Source organism: Microcoleus sp. Pol8_D6 (assembly GCF_036700965.1).
GTDB lineage: Bacteria > Cyanobacteriota > Cyanobacteriia > Cyanobacteriales > Microcoleaceae > Microcoleus.
The window spans coordinates 50,643-68,176 of record NZ_JAUBPW010000025.1 but is presented as its reverse complement, the minus strand read 5'-3'; the positions used below and the strand labels follow the sequence as shown (position 1 = coordinate 68,176).

Annotated in this window: 18 protein-coding genes; 13 read left to right on the top strand and 5 right to left on the bottom strand. The window is 44.9% G+C overall.

All coding sequences use genetic code 11. The features are described from left to right. The first annotated feature begins 51 nt into the window (after positions 1–51). The gene (serS, locus tag QUA10_RS12575) at positions 52–1,332 is read left to right on the top strand and encodes a serine--tRNA ligase (RefSeq protein WP_333082960.1); all 1,281 of its coding nucleotides are present in this window, start codon (positions 52–54) and stop codon (positions 1,330–1,332) included. 206 nt (positions 1,333–1,538) lie between these two features. Here the strand turns inward: serS and QUA10_RS12570 are convergent, their stop codons facing one another. After that, positions 1,539–2,555 carry a hypothetical protein gene (locus QUA10_RS12570; protein WP_333082961.1) on the bottom strand — a complete coding sequence of 339 codons (1,017 nt, stop codon included), beginning with the start codon at positions 2,553–2,555 and terminating at the stop codon, positions 1,539–1,541. Positions 2,556–2,623: 68 nt separating this feature from the next. Next, positions 2,624–2,758: a hypothetical protein gene (locus QUA10_RS12565; RefSeq protein WP_333086269.1), complete on the bottom strand. Its 135-nt coding sequence runs from the start codon at positions 2,756–2,758 to the stop codon at positions 2,624–2,626. 43 nt (positions 2,759–2,801) lie between these two features. Here QUA10_RS12565 and QUA10_RS12560 point away from each other — a divergent pair, with 43 nt between their 5' ends. Next, positions 2,802–4,670 carry a 3-oxoacyl-[acyl-carrier-protein] synthase III C-terminal domain-containing protein gene (locus QUA10_RS12560; RefSeq protein ID WP_333082962.1) on the top strand — a complete coding sequence of 623 codons (1,869 nt, stop codon included), beginning with the start codon at positions 2,802–2,804 and terminating at the stop codon, positions 4,668–4,670. Further along, positions 4,670–5,599 (top strand): DUF6999 family protein, encoded by a 930-nt coding sequence (locus tag QUA10_RS12555; protein ID WP_333082963.1) that lies wholly within the window; start codon positions 4,670–4,672, stop codon positions 5,597–5,599. The genes QUA10_RS12560 and QUA10_RS12555 overlap by 1 nt, the downstream gene beginning before the upstream one ends. A gap of 258 nt (positions 5,600–5,857) precedes the next feature. On the opposite strand, the gene QUA10_RS12550 is transcribed toward QUA10_RS12555, so the two are convergent. After that, entirely contained in the window at positions 5,858–5,995 is a 138-nt protein-coding gene (locus QUA10_RS12550) for a hypothetical protein (RefSeq protein ID WP_333082964.1), read from the bottom strand. A gap of 317 nt (positions 5,996–6,312) precedes the next feature. Here QUA10_RS12550 and msrA point away from each other — a divergent pair, with 317 nt between their 5' ends. The 4 genes from msrA (at position 6,313) to QUA10_RS12530 (ending at position 8,501) form a co-directional block, all read left to right on the top strand. Continuing rightward, positions 6,313–6,966 carry a peptide-methionine (S)-S-oxide reductase MsrA gene (msrA, locus tag QUA10_RS12545; RefSeq protein WP_333082965.1) on the top strand — a complete coding sequence of 218 codons (654 nt, stop codon included), beginning with the start codon at positions 6,313–6,315 and terminating at the stop codon, positions 6,964–6,966. Positions 6,967–7,113: 147 nt separating this feature from the next. Beyond that, positions 7,114–7,419: a hypothetical protein gene (locus QUA10_RS12540; protein WP_333086268.1), complete on the top strand. Its 306-nt coding sequence runs from the start codon at positions 7,114–7,116 to the stop codon at positions 7,417–7,419. 121 nt (positions 7,420–7,540) lie between these two features. After that, positions 7,541–7,882, top strand: coding sequence for a YtxH domain-containing protein (locus tag QUA10_RS12535; protein WP_333082967.1), 342 nt, complete (start codon positions 7,541–7,543; stop codon positions 7,880–7,882). Between the two features lie 37 nt (positions 7,883–7,919). Next, positions 7,920–8,501, top strand: a complete 582-nt coding sequence (locus tag QUA10_RS12530; RefSeq protein WP_333082968.1) for a DUF948 domain-containing protein — start codon at positions 7,920–7,922, stop codon at positions 8,499–8,501. Between the two features lie 17 nt (positions 8,502–8,518). On the opposite strand, the gene QUA10_RS12525 is transcribed toward QUA10_RS12530, so the two are convergent. Then, entirely contained in the window at positions 8,519–10,258 is a 1,740-nt protein-coding gene (locus tag QUA10_RS12525) for a cellulose-binding protein (RefSeq protein ID WP_445243579.1), read from the bottom strand. A 284-nt stretch (positions 10,259–10,542) separates the two neighbouring features. Here QUA10_RS12525 and QUA10_RS12520 point away from each other — a divergent pair, with 284 nt between their 5' ends. The 5 genes from QUA10_RS12520 to QUA10_RS12500 all read left to right on the top strand — a co-directional run bounded on the left by QUA10_RS12520 (position 10,543) and on the right by QUA10_RS12500 (position 15,991). Continuing rightward, positions 10,543–10,713 carry a hypothetical protein gene (locus QUA10_RS12520; RefSeq protein ID WP_333082970.1) on the top strand — a complete coding sequence of 57 codons (171 nt, stop codon included), beginning with the start codon at positions 10,543–10,545 and terminating at the stop codon, positions 10,711–10,713. A 741-nt stretch (positions 10,714–11,454) separates the two neighbouring features. Next, positions 11,455–12,555: a saccharopine dehydrogenase NADP-binding domain-containing protein gene (locus QUA10_RS12515; RefSeq protein ID WP_333082971.1), complete on the top strand. Its 1,101-nt coding sequence runs from the start codon at positions 11,455–11,457 to the stop codon at positions 12,553–12,555. 387 nt (positions 12,556–12,942) lie between these two features. After that, positions 12,943–13,293: a hypothetical protein gene (locus tag QUA10_RS12510; protein ID WP_333082972.1), complete on the top strand. Its 351-nt coding sequence runs from the start codon at positions 12,943–12,945 to the stop codon at positions 13,291–13,293. Between the two features lie 286 nt (positions 13,294–13,579). Then, positions 13,580–14,101 carry a hypothetical protein gene (locus QUA10_RS12505; protein WP_333082973.1) on the top strand — a complete coding sequence of 174 codons (522 nt, stop codon included), beginning with the start codon at positions 13,580–13,582 and terminating at the stop codon, positions 14,099–14,101. Positions 14,102–14,665: 564 nt separating this feature from the next. Continuing rightward, on the top strand, positions 14,666–15,991 hold the full coding sequence (locus QUA10_RS12500) for a hypothetical protein (protein ID WP_445243580.1): 1,326 nt from the start codon (positions 14,666–14,668) through the stop codon (positions 15,989–15,991). 140 nt (positions 15,992–16,131) lie between these two features. Here the strand turns inward: QUA10_RS12500 and QUA10_RS12495 are convergent, their stop codons facing one another. Next, a complete protein-coding gene (locus tag QUA10_RS12495) occupies positions 16,132–16,443 on the bottom strand; it encodes a hypothetical protein (protein ID WP_333082977.1) in 312 nt (103 codons plus the stop codon). Between the two features lie 145 nt (positions 16,444–16,588). Here QUA10_RS12495 and QUA10_RS12490 point away from each other — a divergent pair, with 145 nt between their 5' ends. Beyond that, positions 16,589–17,491 carry an ion channel gene (locus QUA10_RS12490; protein WP_333082979.1) on the top strand — a complete coding sequence of 301 codons (903 nt, stop codon included), beginning with the start codon at positions 16,589–16,591 and terminating at the stop codon, positions 17,489–17,491. Positions 17,492–17,534 lie beyond the last annotated feature (43 nt).

Sequence of the window (17,534 nt, the reverse complement as noted above, 5' to 3'; positions counted from 1 at the left end):
TCATCTCGTTCTGTCCCAGCCGCTCTAAAATTTAAGATTTAGAATAAATCTGTGCTAGACCTCAAATTAATCCGAGAAAACCCGCAAGCCGTGCAAGAAAGCCTCAACCTGCGCGGAGGTAACTATGAAATCGAGCCGATTTTGCAATTAGACAAACAGCAGCGGGAGTTGGAAGGCAAGCGATCGCAACTACAAGCCCGCAGCAACGAAATTGCCAAACTCATAGGTCAAAAAAGAAAATCGGGTTTACCCCTCGAATCTCCCGAAATTCAGGAATTGCAGGCAGAAGGCAACGCAGTCGGCACTGAGTCGAACGAACTGCAAGCACAGGAAAAAGAGCTAAAAGCTCAAATAGAAGCTTTATTGCTACCGCTGCCCAACTTGCCCGGTTCCTCAACGCCGATCGGCAAAAATGAAGAAGAAAATGTCGAAATCCGGCGCTGGGGAGACGAATACATACCCCAAAATTCAGGTATTTTACCGCACTGGGAAATCGGCGAAAAATTAGGAATTATCAACTTTGAGCGGGCCGTAAAAATCGCTCAGCCCCGCTTTGTGAGCTTAATTGGAGCCGGGGCTGCCCTGGAAAGAGCGATTATTCAATTCATGCTGGATCGCCACACAAAAGCAGGTTATGTAGAAGTAATTCCACCATTTTTAGTTAACACTGAATCCCTCACCGCTACGGGTCAATTACCCAAATTTGCTGAAGAAAGTTTTAAGTGCGACCAAGATGATTTGTGGCTGATTCCTACTTCCGAAGTTCCGGTTGTCAATTTGTACAGAGGGGAAATTTTGACAGCAGAACAGTTGCCAATTTATCACTGTTCTTATACTCCTTGCTTTCGGCGCGAAGCTGGCAGTTACGGCAAAGATACGAGGGGATTAATTCGATTGCACCAATTTAATAAAGTTGAATTGGTAAAACTCGTGCATCCGAGTACATCCGAAGCAGAGCACGAAAAGTTAGTGCAGGATGCCGAGGGAGTTTTGCAGGCGCTGAAATTGCCTTATCGGGCGATCGCACTGTGTACGGGCGACTTAGGTTTCGCGGCGGCAAAAACTTACGATTTAGAGGTGTGGCTACCATCTGCGGGCAAATACCGCGAGATTTCCAGTTGTTCCAACGTCGCAGATTTTCAGGCGCGACGGGCAAATATTCGCTTTAAAGAAGCGGGTAAAAAAGGCACTCAATTCGTTCACGCCCTCAATGGTTCCGGTTTAGCTGTGGGCCGAACAATGGCCGCTATTTTGGAGAATTACCAGCAGCCAGACGGAACTGTAAAAGTGCCGGAAGCCTTACAACCCTATTTGGGACGGGAAGTTTTATAGACAACAAGATGATTCGGCGATTAACTGGTTGCCCAGGCTCTGCCTGGGAACCGATGTACAGAGGCTCTGCCTCGCTTGCTTGTGAAAATTGCAGGCAGAGCCTGTGGATCTCCGTTACCAGGCAGAGCCTGGTAACGAGTAACGAGTAAAACTCTTGTGGTGTAGGCATCCTGCCTGCCCTTGGCTGGCTATTTACCAGATGTCTATTACAGTTGGAGCAACGCTTCTTTGATATTTAATGCTAAAAATCTATCCAATGCTAGATACATCCAATAAACAGATAATTGACTATCGCTGCTAGTCTTCTGAAATCCCAAAGCCAGGGACTGTTTTTCGTACATGGGGTGAATCATTAACGTGTACAAGTCGCAAAGATTGGGAAAATCTGTTTGCATTTCGCCTAAAACTTTTTGTGCGTCTTCGAGAAAAGCAATGCGGTATTCTGACAAATACTGCGGATCGATCATCCAACTGCGGACAAATACTGACTGGCAGTTTATATCTCCTGGTAGCGCCATCTTGAAAGGATCGATATCGGAAATAGAACTTAAATGAAGCCCTTTACTAGCAGCATTAAAAAAATTTACTTCAGATTCGCTAGCTGTGGGATAAAGTAAGTAAAATCCGACTGGATTGAGATTATCTGAGCGGCGCAAAACTCGCATTCCCTTTGAGTATTTATCGGCAAAAAGCCGGAGGATTTTAGCAATTTTGTGGGGAACGGCGTTAGTGTTGCGGTTCATCCAGTTGTAATTGGTGGCTAATAAATTGGCAACGGGAATCGCGTCGCACCGAGGGTTGAAGTCATCTAATTGGAGTTGTACTGGCTTTTGAGGTTCGGGGGTATCTAAAATTTCTGAAACTGGTTGAATTTGAATTGCCGTAGCGTTACCATCAAAGTGTTTTGCAATTAATCCGAGTGCTGCTAATTTATCTAACATCATTCCGGCGGCGCGATCGCTCCCGCGATCGGAATCGGAGTAAAATAGTTCGGCGGCTTCCCGGTGAGTGCACTGCACTTCTGTTGCTGGCACTTCCAGTTTTGCCAGCGGTGGTTTGAGACGGGGCTGGCTTTCCTGAAGCTGTTTCACCGATAAGTAAACCCAAAGCCTGATAAAGCATTCAGCCCTAGTGCGAGTTACGCCTACTCGTTTCATCAACAGCGAAACAGCCGTGCGGCGTTGAGAAGGAGAATACCAAGTATCTAGTTTTGCAATATCCATTTCAGTCGGGAAGCTGCGAAGGAACTCTAGTTACATATTGGCTTAATTACATAAAACTTCACCCCGCTTCAGGTAACTTGTTGTCGCTCTTGCTCAACTTGCCTGATTTCCGGCAACTCTACAAGATAGCTGCTTCCTCCTTGCAAGTTCACTGCTTCACAAAGCACCATCAATTTTAGATATTTTCTGGCTTGATTTAACAAAGCAACGAACCTGAGTAAATTAGCAACTTTAGAGGTTTACCCCATGTACAGTGCTTATATCAATCGGATGGGAAAATTTTTGCCGGGAGAACCGATTAATAATGATGAGATGGAAGAATATCTCGGCAAAGTTGCCTCGCGCCCTTCGAGAGTCAGGCAGCGAATTCTCAACAGCAACGGCATTCAACAGCGCTACTACGCGATCGACAAACAGCAGCAAACACTATATTCTAACAGCCAAATGGCAGCGTTTGCCGTCCGTGACGCGATCGCCCAGGCAAATTTGGAACCAGGGGCGATCGACTTATTAGCCTGCGCTACCACTTTACCAGACTTATTAGTACCGGGATTTGCCAGCACAGTACACGGGGAACTTTCCGAATTATCTCCCCTAGAAATAGTGTCAACTCAAGGAGTTTGCTGTGCCGGAGTTAGTGCTTTAAATTACGCCGTCTCTCAAATCGAACTCGGCAAAAAACAAACAGCAATTGCCGTCGCTTCCGAATTTCCCTCGCGCCTGTTCAAAAACACCAAATTTGAAACAGAGACTTCAGTGCAAGCGGGAAAACCCCTGCCTTTCGATACAGAATTTCTGCGCTGGATGCTCTCCGACGGTGCCGGAGCATTCTTGCTCCAAAACCATCCTAGCGCAACAGGAATTAGTTTAAAAATAGAATGGATAGAACTCGTTTCTCACGGCAATGCTTATCCTGTTTGTATGTATTCAGGATTAGCCAACGAAACATCAACTAAAAGCTGGTTGGATTATTCCTCCTACCTCGATGCAGCCACAGCGGGAGCTTTTGACTTGCGACAAAATATTCGCTTGCTGGACAATGTAATGAAATTAGGCGTTGAAGGTTGGCTGTGGCTGATTAAAGCCGGGAGAGTTTGTCCGCAGGAAATCGACTGGCTGCTGTGCCACTATTCGTCTCACTTTTTCCGGGGACAAATTGTAGAACTTCTGGAACAAGCAGGCTGCATGATTCCTGAAGAAAAATGGTTTACCAACTTATACACACGGGGAAATACAGGCTGCGCCTCGATTTATTTAATGTTAGAGGAATTGTTCAATTCGGACAAGTTGCAACCGGGACAGAAAATCTTTTGTTTCGTGCCAGAAAGCGGCCGCTTTACAACGGCATATATGATGTTAACTGCTGTGGAAAATACCCATAAGCCTATGAGTTCTCAAATTTCTAACTTTCATGAGGTTCCCGAAGCTTCGCCTCTCGAAAGCGTTAAACCCGAACACCCCAACTCTCCACAAGCTTATTTGTTGCGGGAGTTAGCAGGGATTTGGCTGAAGTTCGATCGCGAAATTCGTTCTGTTCCCATTGTCCGCAAATTGTACCGAGGAGAGTTTACAATAGAAGATTATCAAGCTTTGCTGTGCAATCTCCGGCCACAAGTTGTAGAGGGAGCTCGCTGGATTGCTCGCGCTGCTTCTAACATGAGTGACTTTCGCCTGCGATCGACTTTTATCGGTCATGCTCAAGACGAACACCGCGACTATCAAATGCTAGAACAAAATTATGTTTCTGTGGGCGGTGAATTGGCAAAAATTGTGGAATATGATAAGAATATTGGCAGCGAAGCACTATCAGCTTTTATTTTCCACCAAGCATCGCGGGACAATCCAGTCGATTTAATTGGCAGTATGTTTATTATCGAAGGATTGGGCAATCAGTTGGCGGGAAAGTGGGCAAAGCAAATTCAAGAAACTCTCGGTTTGCAATCCGAACAAGTATCGTTTTTAGCTTATCACGGATCTAATGACGAGTCGCATTTAGCAAAACTGGAAAATTTGATTAATGCCGAATGGATGACAGATGACATTGCCCGACGCATTGTCAAAACCGCTCGCGTTACTGCTCGTTTATATTTGCTGCAATTGGAGGAAATAGGCTAATGCAAAAGCTGCAAAAACAAGATACCGAAAATCTCCCAGATCAGCGAAAAATTCCTTATGCTAGTAAACCCTACAACCGCCGAGATCCAAATGTTTGGGATGTGCTGTTTTGCGATCGCTCTATTCCCGTCGATTTAGTGGCAAAAGCCTACATGATCCGGGATTTGCAAAACTGGACTCGCAGTTATTTGCTGATTCCGATCAAAGTAATTGCTAACTTGTTGCTGGCGGTAATTATGACAACAAAGCGCCTGTTGCCATTTCAATTCCGCGCTTACACTTTAATGCACAAATCGGCTGCATTTTTCCTAAATAATTTTGTATCGCCAGAAGCTTGTTATTTAATTGTCCGACACATCTGCATCGGCTCCAACATTATCAACTTCTTGATTGACAACGGCCCCGACACCCAGATAGAAAAGTCAAAGCTTTATCCGCGCACTGTTAGCGATTTAGCTGACAATGCGTTTCTCGAACACGACTTAATTCTCTATAACTTTGTCTGGGATTACAACCAGGCAATGCTGACAAATCCTAACTGGTTGCAAGTCGTCAAAAAACGGGGAATAAATTATGATAGCATTCAACCTGTAGAAGTTGCCATAGATTTTGAAAAACGCAGATGGCTAAACATTCTGGATTTAGAATCGGCGATCGAATTGTTTAAAGTATTTTATTCTCTGTGTTTGACTAGCGACGAATTTGCGCGAGCAGTGATGTCGCTTCAGTTAGATGAAAACTTCGGACTGTATGTCAGCGAGATTATCGGAAATTGCGACTGGAATCATGTAATTGTCAATCGCCATCCGCTAGCGCCAAACAGTCCGTTTAATGCGGCCCGCGACTTGTTTTTGCACGGGATAGTTTCGGAATATCTATATCGGTATTTGGAACTGCAAAAAGAGATGAAATTAACTCCGATTAAATAATCATAAATACCCGTAGGGGCGGGTTTTACCAATAATATTTAAGAACCGCAAACAATCTAGATAAACCCGCCCCCACACAACGAATAATCTACATCAACCCTGTCTCTGTTGGCATCGAAAAAATGTACAGTGGGATTGTTCGCCTTGTGGGGGCGGGTTTGTCAGATTATTCGTTTCTGACATAGATGGTTTGTAAAACGCGCCCCTACGCAATCTGAAATTATAGTTAATTTTTATGTCAAAAATCAATAGGAAAACTCAAGCTGCTACTAGCTGTGCTTGTTCTGCTGCTTGGGGCAAAGTCTGATTTACCACTATCCACTTGCCTGTAATTGGGTCGCGGTAAGTAATAAACGGATTAGATTTTAAAGGTTGACTGCAAGGTTTAGCGCCCATTTCTACACACTCCCCATAAATGGTATTGAATAACTTCTACAACACCATACCTTTAATAATCGGCTGTTTTGCCTAAAATCAGCGTGATTTATACCTCAACAGTAGGTGATATTTTAGGTATGTTTTGGTGACATAGAACACTGCCTAATGTGATTTAAAACTGCGTTAACAGTGAGCAGTATCACCAAAAACCTTCCGTAACAAACATTTGCCTTCTGGTTTTTACCTTCTACCTTTAAGAGGGCCACTACTTTCAGTATACATCTGATATTATTAAGTAAGGTAAAGACGTTTATCAGAGATCCCCTTACAAACTTATGGTGCTATTTGGATTTGGCAAAAAGTCGAGCCTGCCCTCTCCCCAAGAGGCATTACCAGGACGGGCAGAGTCGATGTCGGTACCGGCAACTCACTTTGTTAACGGCAATCCGCTCAAACCTCCCTTTCCAAACGGCATGGAGACTGCGTTGTTTGGCCTGGGCTGTTTTTGGGGAGCGGAACGCAAATTTTGGCAGCAAAATGGAGTTTTTTCGACTGCTGTTGGCTACGCAGCCGGGATTACTCCGAATCCTACTTACAACGAAGTTTGCAGCGGGATGACGGGACATAATGAAGTAGTTCTGGTTGTGTTCGATCCCAAAGTAATTAGTTACGAAACGCTGCTCAAAGTTTTTTGGGAAAGTCACAATCCTACTCAAGGAATGCGTCAGGGCAATGATTCTGGTACTCAGTATCGATCGGGAATTTACACGTATTCAGCTACCCAAATGCAGTTAGCTGAAGCTTCGCGAGATGCTTACCAGCAGGCTTTGACGGCGGCCGGTTACGGCAAGATCACCACTGAGATTATTGATGCTCCTGAGTTTTATTACGCAGAAAGCTATCATCAGCAGTATCTTGCTAAAAACCCGAATGGTTATTGCGGTTTGGGCGGTACTAAGGTTTGTTTGCCTGCTATGTCTCAGGCTTAAAACTTTTACAAGGGGTATTTTGAGGCGGTTGCAATACTCCGGCAGTCCGGCAGGGGTTTAAACCCCTGCCTCAAAGCTTAAGTCGTCTGAAGACGACTGAAAGGTTATTGAGATGGTAAAAGGGATGAGTTGAAAGCAGGTAAAATAATGCTGGCTGGTGTGGTAATTATCAATTTAATGATATCTCTGGTCTGTTTTTATATCGCTGCGAAAGTGTGGAAAATCAGGCGGACGATCGCACGTTTGGAACTTCGGATCGCAGCAATCGAACGCTGTAGCAGCAATATCCTCAGTACGACGCCCGGTTTCCTTGGTAAAAGGCAGCAAGGTACCCGCCAACTACGACTACGTTATCAACAACTGGAATTGCAACTGCAACAGGTTCAGCAACTTTTGGGATTGCTGGGTTTGGGACGGATGCTTTGGTCCAGGCGCGATCGACGTTTGAGGTAAGCTATCCTAAAACTGCCGCCCGTGCTGACTCCCTAGGATTATCAACAATATTTCTACCTTTGTAAAGGGCTGCGATCGGGCAAACGTGCCTAAAATTGGTGTATGGAGAGAAGTTATAAAAATGTCAACTAAACGTTCAGGATTATTTATTGGCGGTTTGCTTGTGGGTTCTGCGATCGGGGCCGTGACTGGCTTGCTGATGGCACCGCGACCCGGCAAGGAGACGCGGCAGATATTGAAAAAATCGGCCGATGCTTTGCCGGAGTTGGCGGAAGATTTATCGACTAGCGTGCAGTTGCAGGCCGATCGACTTTCTGAAACTGCCATCCGAAATTGGGACGAAACTTTGATTAGACTCAAAGAGGCCATCGCGGCAGGTTTGGAAGCGACTCAGCGGGAACGGCAAACACTGTCGGAAGCTGAAACTGAAGTGAGTCCCCCGTCGCGCCCTCCCATCCGCTAAATGGCATGAAATTCTCAACCCCCAATCCCAGATTCAAGTGAGTGATCCCATATTTTGGCTAGGACTTTCAATTTTGCTAGTAGCAGTTAGCCTGACTGCTGTTTTAGTGACTTTAATACCTGCGGTGCAAGCGCTGGCACGCGCAGCCCGCAGCGTGGAAAAGCTCGCTGACACGCTTTCTCGCGAATTTCCGCCCACTTTGGAGGCGATTCGGTTGACGGGGCTGGAAATTAGCGAGTTGACGGATGATGTCAGCGAGGGAGTGCAAAGTGCGGGCGAGGTTGTCAAACAGGTCGATCGAAGTATTGGTAGCGCCAAAAAGCAGGCGCAAAACGTGCAGGTAACTACTCGCAGCGTGGTGACTGGGATTAAGGCTGCTTGGAAAACTTTAACTCGCAAGCCACCGATGTCTGGGACAAATCGCCGGTCAACAGAGAGATTGTCGCCGAGTCAAAGAAGTGCGCTGGCGCTGAGGGAGTCGGGTTTGGAGGACAGATATTCTGGGGGTTACGGTGCCGGTGCGAGTAATGGGGAATCGCCCAGGTTGAGGAGTAGCGAGGGTTCGGGTTTGCCGGGGAATGCTGAAGAGTTTGAGGAAGTGCGATCAAACGATTCTTGATTGCACCCAATTCCCGATCATCCCTCGACAGCACAGCCATCCCACCAGCAAGGATTCTTATCAATAAAATCCATCAAAGCATCATACTTAGGCGAACCCTTTTGTTCCACATACTCCAAAGCGCCCCAACTTCCCCACTTACTAAATGAACTCACATCCACAAAGTGCATGAAAAGACTCCCTCCAGCTTGTTTCCAACTATTCAGTAATTGGGTGTAGATATCATACATTTCTGGACGCCTATTTAATTCCATAAAAAACTGAGTCAGTTTTTCGTTATTCTCAACTCCTTCAATACCTACAATATGTTGACCGCCCTCGTAAACAAATAACTTGAGACCTTTTTTTTGAGCCACATCTAAGAAATACTTAAAATCATTCTCAACATCGGGCAAACTATCTTTGAACCCCGGCAGTAACCCGCCCTCTCTTAATTGCTTAAAAGCTTTGCTAAATCCGCCATCTGCGTCATTCAACCAAGACTCTACTGTACTAACACTTTCTTTCCCGCCCAAGTTTCCGCTAAAATATCCTGCTATAGCTACGGCATCAATCCCGTGTTGATAACAAGGTTTATTGCCCTCAGCTACCCAATAGGAACACTCTAAAGAATAAGTTTCTAACTCTCTCCAAGCTCTTTGAGTTCCTAACACGCAGACAACTCGATTCTTTTGATCCCCAAAAACACCTTTCCAGATATCGCACATTTGAGCCGTACGCATTCCGTACCATTGCATAAAAGCATCGCCTTTATCTCCCCACTTCGCTTTACCTTGTTCCAAAGCATAATTCGATTGTGGAAATGACCAATTCCAAACCTCATTAGAATACTCTACATAAACTTTCAGCTTGGGATCTAAACTATCTTTGACCATTTTAGCAAAGTTAGTCATATATTCATCCGTAGCCTGATGTGGCATATTAAACCAGGGTTCTTCTTGGAGTTTGTTAGCTAAATTCACCATAACTTCTATGGGAACATTTCCTCTGTCAGCATAGGATACACTCTCTGGTTTAGGTCGGTTTGACCAGTCTTTTTGTTCTGAACCATTTGTCCCCATCCAGTCCATAAAACGCAAGACTCTAAATTTTTTAATCTTGTCTATAAACAGCGGATTAAATATTTCACCACTTTGAAAAAGCTGTTCATCTTGGGAGTGAACAACTTTAATATTGCGGATATAGTTCCCTGTTTTATTGGGATCGGTAGCAGTAATTATAATCATGATGCCTCCGCCTTGTGTGGCATCGACATTAAGGATATCCCTCCCAGGTTTCGACGCAGCCTCATCTTTTTTGGCATCAAAGCCATATTCGATCGCACCTTCACCCTCATAAGTAACAATATATTGCCCTGAAGGATAGCGATTGGGGATTTCCCTCAGTAATAGCGTACTTACCCTGGTATATTTAGGAGCATCTTCGGGGGATGGGAGAGACTTCACCCACCCATTTTCATCAAGATTTAAAAGATTATACTCCTCTGTATCCCATTCACCTTTACAGCTTGGTTGTCCGCTAACGCATTGAGTTATCCATTGTCTAGAAGATTTGAAAGCATCTAAAAAGGGTAATTGTGTGGAGTAGTCAGCAATACCATTAAGCCCAACTCCTAAAGAAGAGCGAGAATTTGATGTATTTTGTACATCTGCACGCACTGCTAGTTTGTTATCTACTTGCCGTACTGGTGTGGGAGCAATATTAGTTGTTAAAGCCCAACATCCGGGAATAAAAATGACAAAAATTAATAAACCCACCACAAAGCCCAGAGCTTTGTTGTTCGATCTGATACTTAATCGAAACATAAATTTGACTAATTTGATTATTTTAGGTAAAATCGCAACGGGTGCGACCAGTTTTAATTTTGATATTTTATCAAAAAGTTCCTTCTCAAACTATGAGCTATAAGATTATTAACATTTTTGCCTCTCTGTGCAGGGGCGATTGCCGTTTCTGTGCCCAAGTGCGATCGCCCATCTAATCGTCTTTATCCAAATCTTCTTTTTTCGGAGTTTCCTCAGTAGAGGGGAATTCTAGTCAAATGTTAATATCAATTGATATTGTATTTTTCTCAATCACACCTATACCAACTCTTTTTACTAATGCTTCTGTGGGTACAGAATTATTTATTTTAAATTCAGGAGAAGACAGAGTTTTCGATCCGGCTTCCTGTAGCCGATCGCAAATATTGCGCCAATTTCCTACAGGTTAGTTAGGTACATCTGCGAGTTTTTTAACATATTGGTATAAAGTTTTACATAAATGAAATTCTGCACTTTTGGAACTCTGAAATAGTTGGCGAGCGATTTCGGCGGGACTGCAACCGGAAAGCAATCCTCGGAGGTAAAGTTTTTCTGTTTCTGTTAGTCCCCTTCGCGATCTCATACTTGTAAAGTGCTGACAACAAATTACAACGGAGACTATAACAGCGGCGACGATTTCGATCGGGTTCCCACCTCCAATTTTTAGCTGGGCTACCCATGTGAGATGCTCCCCACTCTGCTCCAATTAAACAATTTTTTTTATAGCCTAACTAAAATTAGTTGGCAAGAGGTATATTCAAAAAATACCCAAAACTATTTGGATAAAATTTAAAATTTTGCTCTATTGATAACTGATGAATCAATCAAATATGAGGCATTGAAACATCTAGCTAAAAACAATCCTGGAAGCGAAAAAATACGATCGAGTTGTTCAGATTGCTAAAATTATAGGGCTAGAGTGAGTCAGAGTTACTTCTTGGGGGTTGATTGTTGGTCCCGATTGGTAAAGCTAGTACGGGACTAAATTAACAACTCATTCTCTTTGTCTCTCGCCCCTGCCCATCTCTGGATCAGGGCGATCGCCGCCGATCCCCCAGCATCTCGCATTCTCCTCAATTCATACTTTATGCGGATGAAAACGCTGGCCCCAATTTGAGAAACTGAAAAGTGGCGTTACCCTTTTTTTAGCGATGGCAAACCGAGTTTTGATTGTCGGCGGTCGGGGACGAATTGGCAGCAGCGTTGCCCAAGACCTTGTTACCCATACCGACGCGGAAATTACTGTTACCGGACGCAATTCTGAAGCCTCTATTGGGCGGGGATTGCCGCCGGATCGGGTGCATTTCCAAACTTTAGATTTAGCAGACAGTGCAGCCCTGCACCAAGCGGTTTCATCCTCTAATCTCGTCGTTCACTGTGCCGGGCCTTTTCACTACCGAGACGCCAGTGTATTGAAAACTTGCATAGAAGCAGGTGTTAATTATACTGATGTCAGCGACAGCCGCAGTTTTACTCGCAGGGCTTTAGAATTGCGTGAAACTGCTAAGAATGCTGGGATAACGGCTATTATTAATACGGGAATTTTTCCCGGTGTGTCTAATAGCATGGTGCGGCGAGATGTGGAACAATTAGATGAAGCAGAACACATCCATTTGAGTTATGTTGTCGGAGGTTCCGGCGGCGCTGGCGTTACCGTCATGAGAACCACTTTTTTAGGTTTGCAAACCCCTTTTGACGTTTGGGCCGATCGCAAGTGGCAGCAAGTACAACCCTACAGCGATCGCGAAACAATTGAATTTCCCGCACCCTACGGCAACACAGGGGTTTACTGGTTCGATATGCCGGAAGCAATCACTTTGCCCGAAACTTTCCCCGTCAAATCAGTTGTGACCAAATTCGGTACGTCTCCCGACCTTTACAATCACCTTACCTGGTTTGTTGCCAAGTATTGGCCGGCTAGCTGGCTCAAAAATAACTCCGTGATTGAATTTCTCTCCTATGTCAGTTATGGGATGACCAGTGTTACTAATAGTTTTAGTGGGGTTGGTGTGGCAGTGCGATCGCAAGTGACTGGTCTCAAAAACGGCAAACCGACTAAAGTTTGCTCGACAGCGGTACACCCCAGTGCTGCCGTCGCTACGGGCATCGGTACTGGCAGCATAGCTCAATTAATGTTAGAAGGTAAACTGGAAAAACCGGGCGTTTGGTCGGTAGAGCAAGCTCTTTCTACTGAGCTATTTGAACGAGCTATGCAGAACAGAAACCTAGAGATAGAGCAGGTGGTTTTGTAGTGAGTTAGGTTATTTATAGCAATTTAAAATGTTGAGAAATGGAATTTGTTCCAGAACTGCAAAGACGCGAAAGACGCGCCGAAAAAGAAGAGTCAGGGGCTTCGTAATAGATGAGAAAACCCCTAGATACGGTTCCTCGCAGGAATTGCGATCGCCCCTCATAGGAGATGAGTTCCGCTTGTCTAACTAATCTATCTTTTGGTAGAAGTAATAGTAACAAGCAGGCGCTTAAGATATGGGATGTCACGGGAAACATCCCTTTTGGCTCGCTCTAGATGCGGTAGCTGCGACAAAGATTGCGCTTGAACCAAGGTTGTAAATGTGCGATCGCAGTGAAGGGGCGACAAACACCATAATTTTTGCGGAAAAATACGAGGAGAAGTTGATATGAAGCGGGTTTTAAAAGCTCTCGGAAAAACATTGAGCCAAAGCATTTTGCTGGTCTGTACCCTGGCGTTCATTGGTCTGCTAAGTCTAGCGGTAGTACCCAGTCAGGCTGCTTACGCAGGTCAAGACAGGACTCAGGCGCAGCCAGAAGCTAAAATTACTGACCCCGCAGAAAGTTTCGAGGATCTCAATCCCCAAGCAGCTTACGAAGAAATAGTCAAAACCTCTCAAAATCCTGCAAAGGTTGAGAAAGCTTACGACGAAAGCTTAAAGGAGTACAAGGGAGAACACCCGCAAGAAGGAATAGTTCAAAAAGCTGAAGATTTGATCGAAAAGGTCACGGGCAACTAATAAATCAAGAGATTTATATCTAACTCAAGTTGCTGGTAAATACACAGCTTCAGCGAATAGACATTTGAGCCGAGTTCAGAACTCACTTGAAAATAATTATCTAGGGTGCGCCTCGGCGCACCTTATTGCTTAAGAGTAGCGTGTAAAACTCGTTTTTGAGTCAAAAAGTATGTTCTCATTTCCCTTCTTTTTAAGCTAGCAGATTCATCCTTAAGGCAGATGAATAGATATGAATTTAAAAGGTAAATTTAATAATAGTTACATTTAGATAAAAGGAAAAAATATCATGAGCGATGACAAAAAAACGGTACATGAACCTGATGCTAACCTCGACCCGCTTTCGGGGGAAACAGGGGCTCATCCAGTGGCAACGGGTATCGGTGCGGCGAGTGCCGGTGCTGCGGGTGCTGCGATCGGCGGTGCCATCGGCGGGCCTGTAGGAGCAGTTGTCGGCGCTGTTGTGGGTTCATTTAGCGGCGGTTTGGTGGGCAAAGGTGTGGGCGAGGCGATCGACCCCACGGTAGAAGATGCTTACTGGCAAAGCAACTACAGTTCCCGTCCTTACGTGGACACTAGCGCAACTTATGAAGACTATCAGCCTGCATACCGCACCGGTTATGAGGGATACAGCCGCTATGGCGCTACTGGTAAGAAATACCACGAGATCGAACCGGATTTGCAGCGCGACTACGAAACAAATCGCGGTAAGTCTAATGTGACTTGGGAAAAAGCTAAGCACGCCACGCGCGACGCTTGGGATCGGGTGGAACGGGCTGTTCCTGGTGACATTGACAAAGACGGCCGCTAAGGGCTTACGCCAAGTATTTCTCTGTCTTGGAGACACAAAAACTCAAGCGTTCCGGTTATTTTTAGCCGGGTACCGGAATGGAGAGAAGTGTTTGATCAAAAAAAACCCCGGCTGCTGCGTCTTGGACTGTTGTTGATAGATAGCACAGTTTTTAACGCGAGTTTAGCGAAGTTTTTGGGGATTTTCAGCCCCTCTCTACATCGGAGAGGGTATTTTTATGCTCCCTTGAAATCCCATTTTTCATCACTATTTTTATTTCACAGGACTGTTCGCTGTGAGAACTCTCTAGAGACGTAGAGGCTTTGCTGTGCGGGACGATCGCACTCCTAAAAAATGCTTTTTACAAAATTGGGATGCTTCCGTTTGAGATTAACATTTTTTTTTGACTATTAGCCTTAAAATTAAACTTATTCAGGACTGAGGCATCGATCGCATATTTCTGTCATTGTTCGCCATGCGCTTTATTCAATCGCAGCCCCAGCGTAAAGCGTTGGTTGCTTCAAGCCCGATAATTGTTAAAAATCTAAATCCTCTCATTCAAAATCGGTATAAATTGTGGATGAAATGTTGGACAGAGCTTGGACACTCAAGCAAAATTTAATTGACTTTGTGCTGGATGCTGAGGGAGAGTTGGCGGTAGCTTTGGAAGCTTATGCTGCTGCTCGATCGACCGGCGAGCGCTACGATATTGCTCAGCAAAATCAAGTGATTGACAGTTTTACCATCGAAGGTAAAGTCGGAGAGAAAACCCCGATCGACATATTTGTCGAAAGTCAGCCGGATTTAACCGAGAGCGATCGTAGCTTGCTCGAAAGTTGGGAGCACAGAAGCTTCACTGGCTTATTTGAAATCACTCAACTTTCCCCCGACAAGTTTGAACTGATGAACTGGCTGACGGCTAAGCACTACATTGTCAAGCCCAACAGTCCTAATTTTCTGGCAGAAATGTCTCGCTTTAAATTAGGAGAAATCTTGCTGGCTCGAATTTCTCCCCTTACCGATGACTGGTGGATACTTTCGAGTTCTCCCATCCTGAAGGGGAAATTGGGTAAGCCGAAGTTGGCGGTGGCGATCGGCAATTTCAAGCAAAATCACAAAAATAACCTATACTGCGATGCGCCGGAATTGTTAGAGCAAGCTTGGCAGTCAGTAGAAAAGTACCATGAAGATTTTACCGAATTTTTTGGCAGTGAGGAAGTCACGCTATCGGGATATCATCTAAATAAACAGTTGGCTGAATTTCAGGAATTTATCACTAAAAAACACCTAGCTGATATCGGCATTGATGAACATAAATCTCTGGCGGATATTGTTGAAGATGCCGGAGTCGATCGAGAAGAAGTCAAAGCAGCGGCAATCGCGGCTGCAGGTGCCGATGCTAAAGCAGTTGAGGTAATGCTCGACAGCAATGCTAGTTCAAAAATGGTAATGCCGAAAGTCGAATTGCCCGATCGCTTCAAGAAAGCCGAACAGGTGACAGCACTTTCTCATCCTCGCTGGGGACAAACCTTTTTGTCTACCTACGCTCAATTTACTGCACTGCTAACCGCCGAAGACTTTTCAACCGTTCCCGGTTACGAAAAGCTGGTGCGTAACTATTTAGAAGATCCTGCAATTAATGCCTGGATTTGGCAACGTTTAGCTAAAGTTAATCCAGCGAAATTAGAACAAATTTTGCAAACTGTATTGCAACGTACAGACTTTCAGCTCGATCGCGATTTAGATGCCCTGCTGCAAGAGTTTAAAAAACCCTTAGAACCCGAACTCCCGGAAATTGCCAGCGTTCCCGTACACCTGCACAACTTATTTCAGGAAGCTTTAGGCGAAGTTAATAAGTCAAAGTCTAAACCGCAGGAGAAAAAGAAAAGCTCTAAAGGCTTTAAATCCTAAGCAACCGAGTTCGTGGCATACTCACAGCTAACTGTGAGTTTATTGCCCGGTAATATAACTCAAATAGCTTTGCAGTCAGGACTTTAGTTTTTCTTCAGCGCGATCGAAAGAACTGAAGTCCTCACTACAAAAACTTTTTTTTAATCTTCAACTTCTCGGACAGCCATGCGTTGCAGCGGCAGGCTGAGTATGCTAGAAGCAGTCAACAAGTAAGAAAGAACCGTAGTCAGCTTCAAACTGAGCAATAACCAGCTATCTTCTGGTAGATGAAGTTTCAACCCGAAAAAAGAGATGCAGTACACTATCCAGTAAGTAAAGCTCATCTTGATTAGGATTTCTTCGCTCAAAGTACGTGAAGCGAAGCTATCCCGTAGGGAATCGTCTGTTGGCTGCGAGTCACGATTATCACCCAGCAGGACTAGACCCGCAATAGATGCCACAAAAGAAACCATAACGAGATAGTCATGCCAGTTAAGCTCAACCATTTCTAAACTCCGCTTTTATCCGAATATTTGGAATCAGACATCAGTCTAAAGGATAAGTTTTCCCGGTCAAAGCAATAGTTACAAATTGAAACAGCCGCAGTTACAAATCGCAATGAAAAGCAACCGCAACCGCCAGCAACAGGCGCGTTTAGTCAGCCGCCAAGGACAATTCCCCTTAAATATTGTCAAGTTGGGAGTACCTCGCCTGCATTTTGCCGACCTCTACCACAGGCTGCTAACTCTTTCTTGGCCACGATTTTTCCTGCTCATTTGTCTGTCGTATACAGTCGCGAATTCTTTATTTGCCTTAGCATACTTGGCGGGAGGAGATTGCATTGCTAACGCGCGGCCCGGTTCTTTCCCAGATGCCTTTTATTTCAGCGTACAAACAATGGCGACGATCGGCTACGGCTCTATGTATCCGCGCACGGATTACGCTAATACTATAGTTGCGATCGAAGCGCTTTTTGGTTTGTGGGGAGTGGCGATGGTGACGGGGCTGGCTTTTTCGAGATTTTCCAGACCAACAGCCAGAGTTCTCTTCAGCCACGTAGCTGTGATCGCTCCTTTCAACGGTGTTCCGACTCTGATGTACCGCACTGCAAATCAGCGTTTTAACCAAATTTTAGAAGCGCAGCAGCGAGCTACTTTGATCCGTGACGAGGTAACAGCGGAAGGAGAATTTATGCGGCGTTTTTACGATTTGCAATTAGTGCGAAGTCACTCTCCGGTTTTTGCCTTAACTTGGACGGTTATGCACGCAATTGAGGAGAGCAGTCCTTTGTACCAACTTACTGCCGAAGACTTGATGGAACAGCAAGCAGAAATTGTAATTACTTTAACAGGAATTGACGAAACTGTTTCGCAAACTATTCACGCGCGGCATTCTTTTGTTGCCTCGGAAATTATGTGGAATATGCGATTTGTAGATATTCTTTTGAAATCGGCGACGGGAGGGCGGGTGGTTGATTATACTCGGTTTCACGATGTGAAGCCTGTGGAAGAGAAGTTGTGAGTATAATAGTGCTAGAATACCTCTCTGACGACAAAAGTGGATA

What these genes read in the sequence shown, in the direction of transcription:
- QUA10_RS12570 (WP_333082961.1), bottom strand. Translation starts at nt 2,555, where the DNA reads ATGGATATTGCAAAACTAGATACTTGGTATTCTCCTTCTCAACGCCGC.
- QUA10_RS12560 (WP_333082962.1), top strand. Translation starts at nt 2,802, where the DNA reads ATGTACAGTGCTTATATCAATCGGATGGGAAAATTTTTGCCGGGAGAA.
- QUA10_RS12555 (WP_333082963.1), top strand. Translation starts at nt 4,670, where the DNA reads ATGCAAAAGCTGCAAAAACAAGATACCGAAAATCTCCCAGATCAGCGA.
- QUA10_RS12550 (WP_333082964.1), bottom strand. Translation starts at nt 5,995, where the DNA reads ATGGGCGCTAAACCTTGCAGTCAACCTTTAAAATCTAATCCGTTTATT.
- msrA (WP_333082965.1), top strand. Translation starts at nt 6,313, where the DNA reads ATGGTGCTATTTGGATTTGGCAAAAAGTCGAGCCTGCCCTCTCCCCAA.
- QUA10_RS12540 (WP_333086268.1), top strand. Translation starts at nt 7,114, where the DNA reads ATGCTGGCTGGTGTGGTAATTATCAATTTAATGATATCTCTGGTCTGT.
- QUA10_RS12535 (WP_333082967.1), top strand. Translation starts at nt 7,541, where the DNA reads ATGTCAACTAAACGTTCAGGATTATTTATTGGCGGTTTGCTTGTGGGT.
- QUA10_RS12520 (WP_333082970.1), top strand. Translation starts at nt 10,543, where the DNA reads ATGTTAATATCAATTGATATTGTATTTTTCTCAATCACACCTATACCA.
- QUA10_RS12515 (WP_333082971.1), top strand. Translation starts at nt 11,455, where the DNA reads ATGGCAAACCGAGTTTTGATTGTCGGCGGTCGGGGACGAATTGGCAGC.
- QUA10_RS12510 (WP_333082972.1), top strand. Translation starts at nt 12,943, where the DNA reads ATGAAGCGGGTTTTAAAAGCTCTCGGAAAAACATTGAGCCAAAGCATT.
- QUA10_RS12505 (WP_333082973.1), top strand. Translation starts at nt 13,580, where the DNA reads ATGAGCGATGACAAAAAAACGGTACATGAACCTGATGCTAACCTCGAC.
- QUA10_RS12500 (WP_445243580.1), top strand. Translation starts at nt 14,666, where the DNA reads ATGTTGGACAGAGCTTGGACACTCAAGCAAAATTTAATTGACTTTGTG.
- QUA10_RS12495 (WP_333082977.1), bottom strand. Translation starts at nt 16,443, where the DNA reads ATGGTTTCTTTTGTGGCATCTATTGCGGGTCTAGTCCTGCTGGGTGAT.
- QUA10_RS12490 (WP_333082979.1), top strand. Translation starts at nt 16,589, where the DNA reads ATGAAAAGCAACCGCAACCGCCAGCAACAGGCGCGTTTAGTCAGCCGC.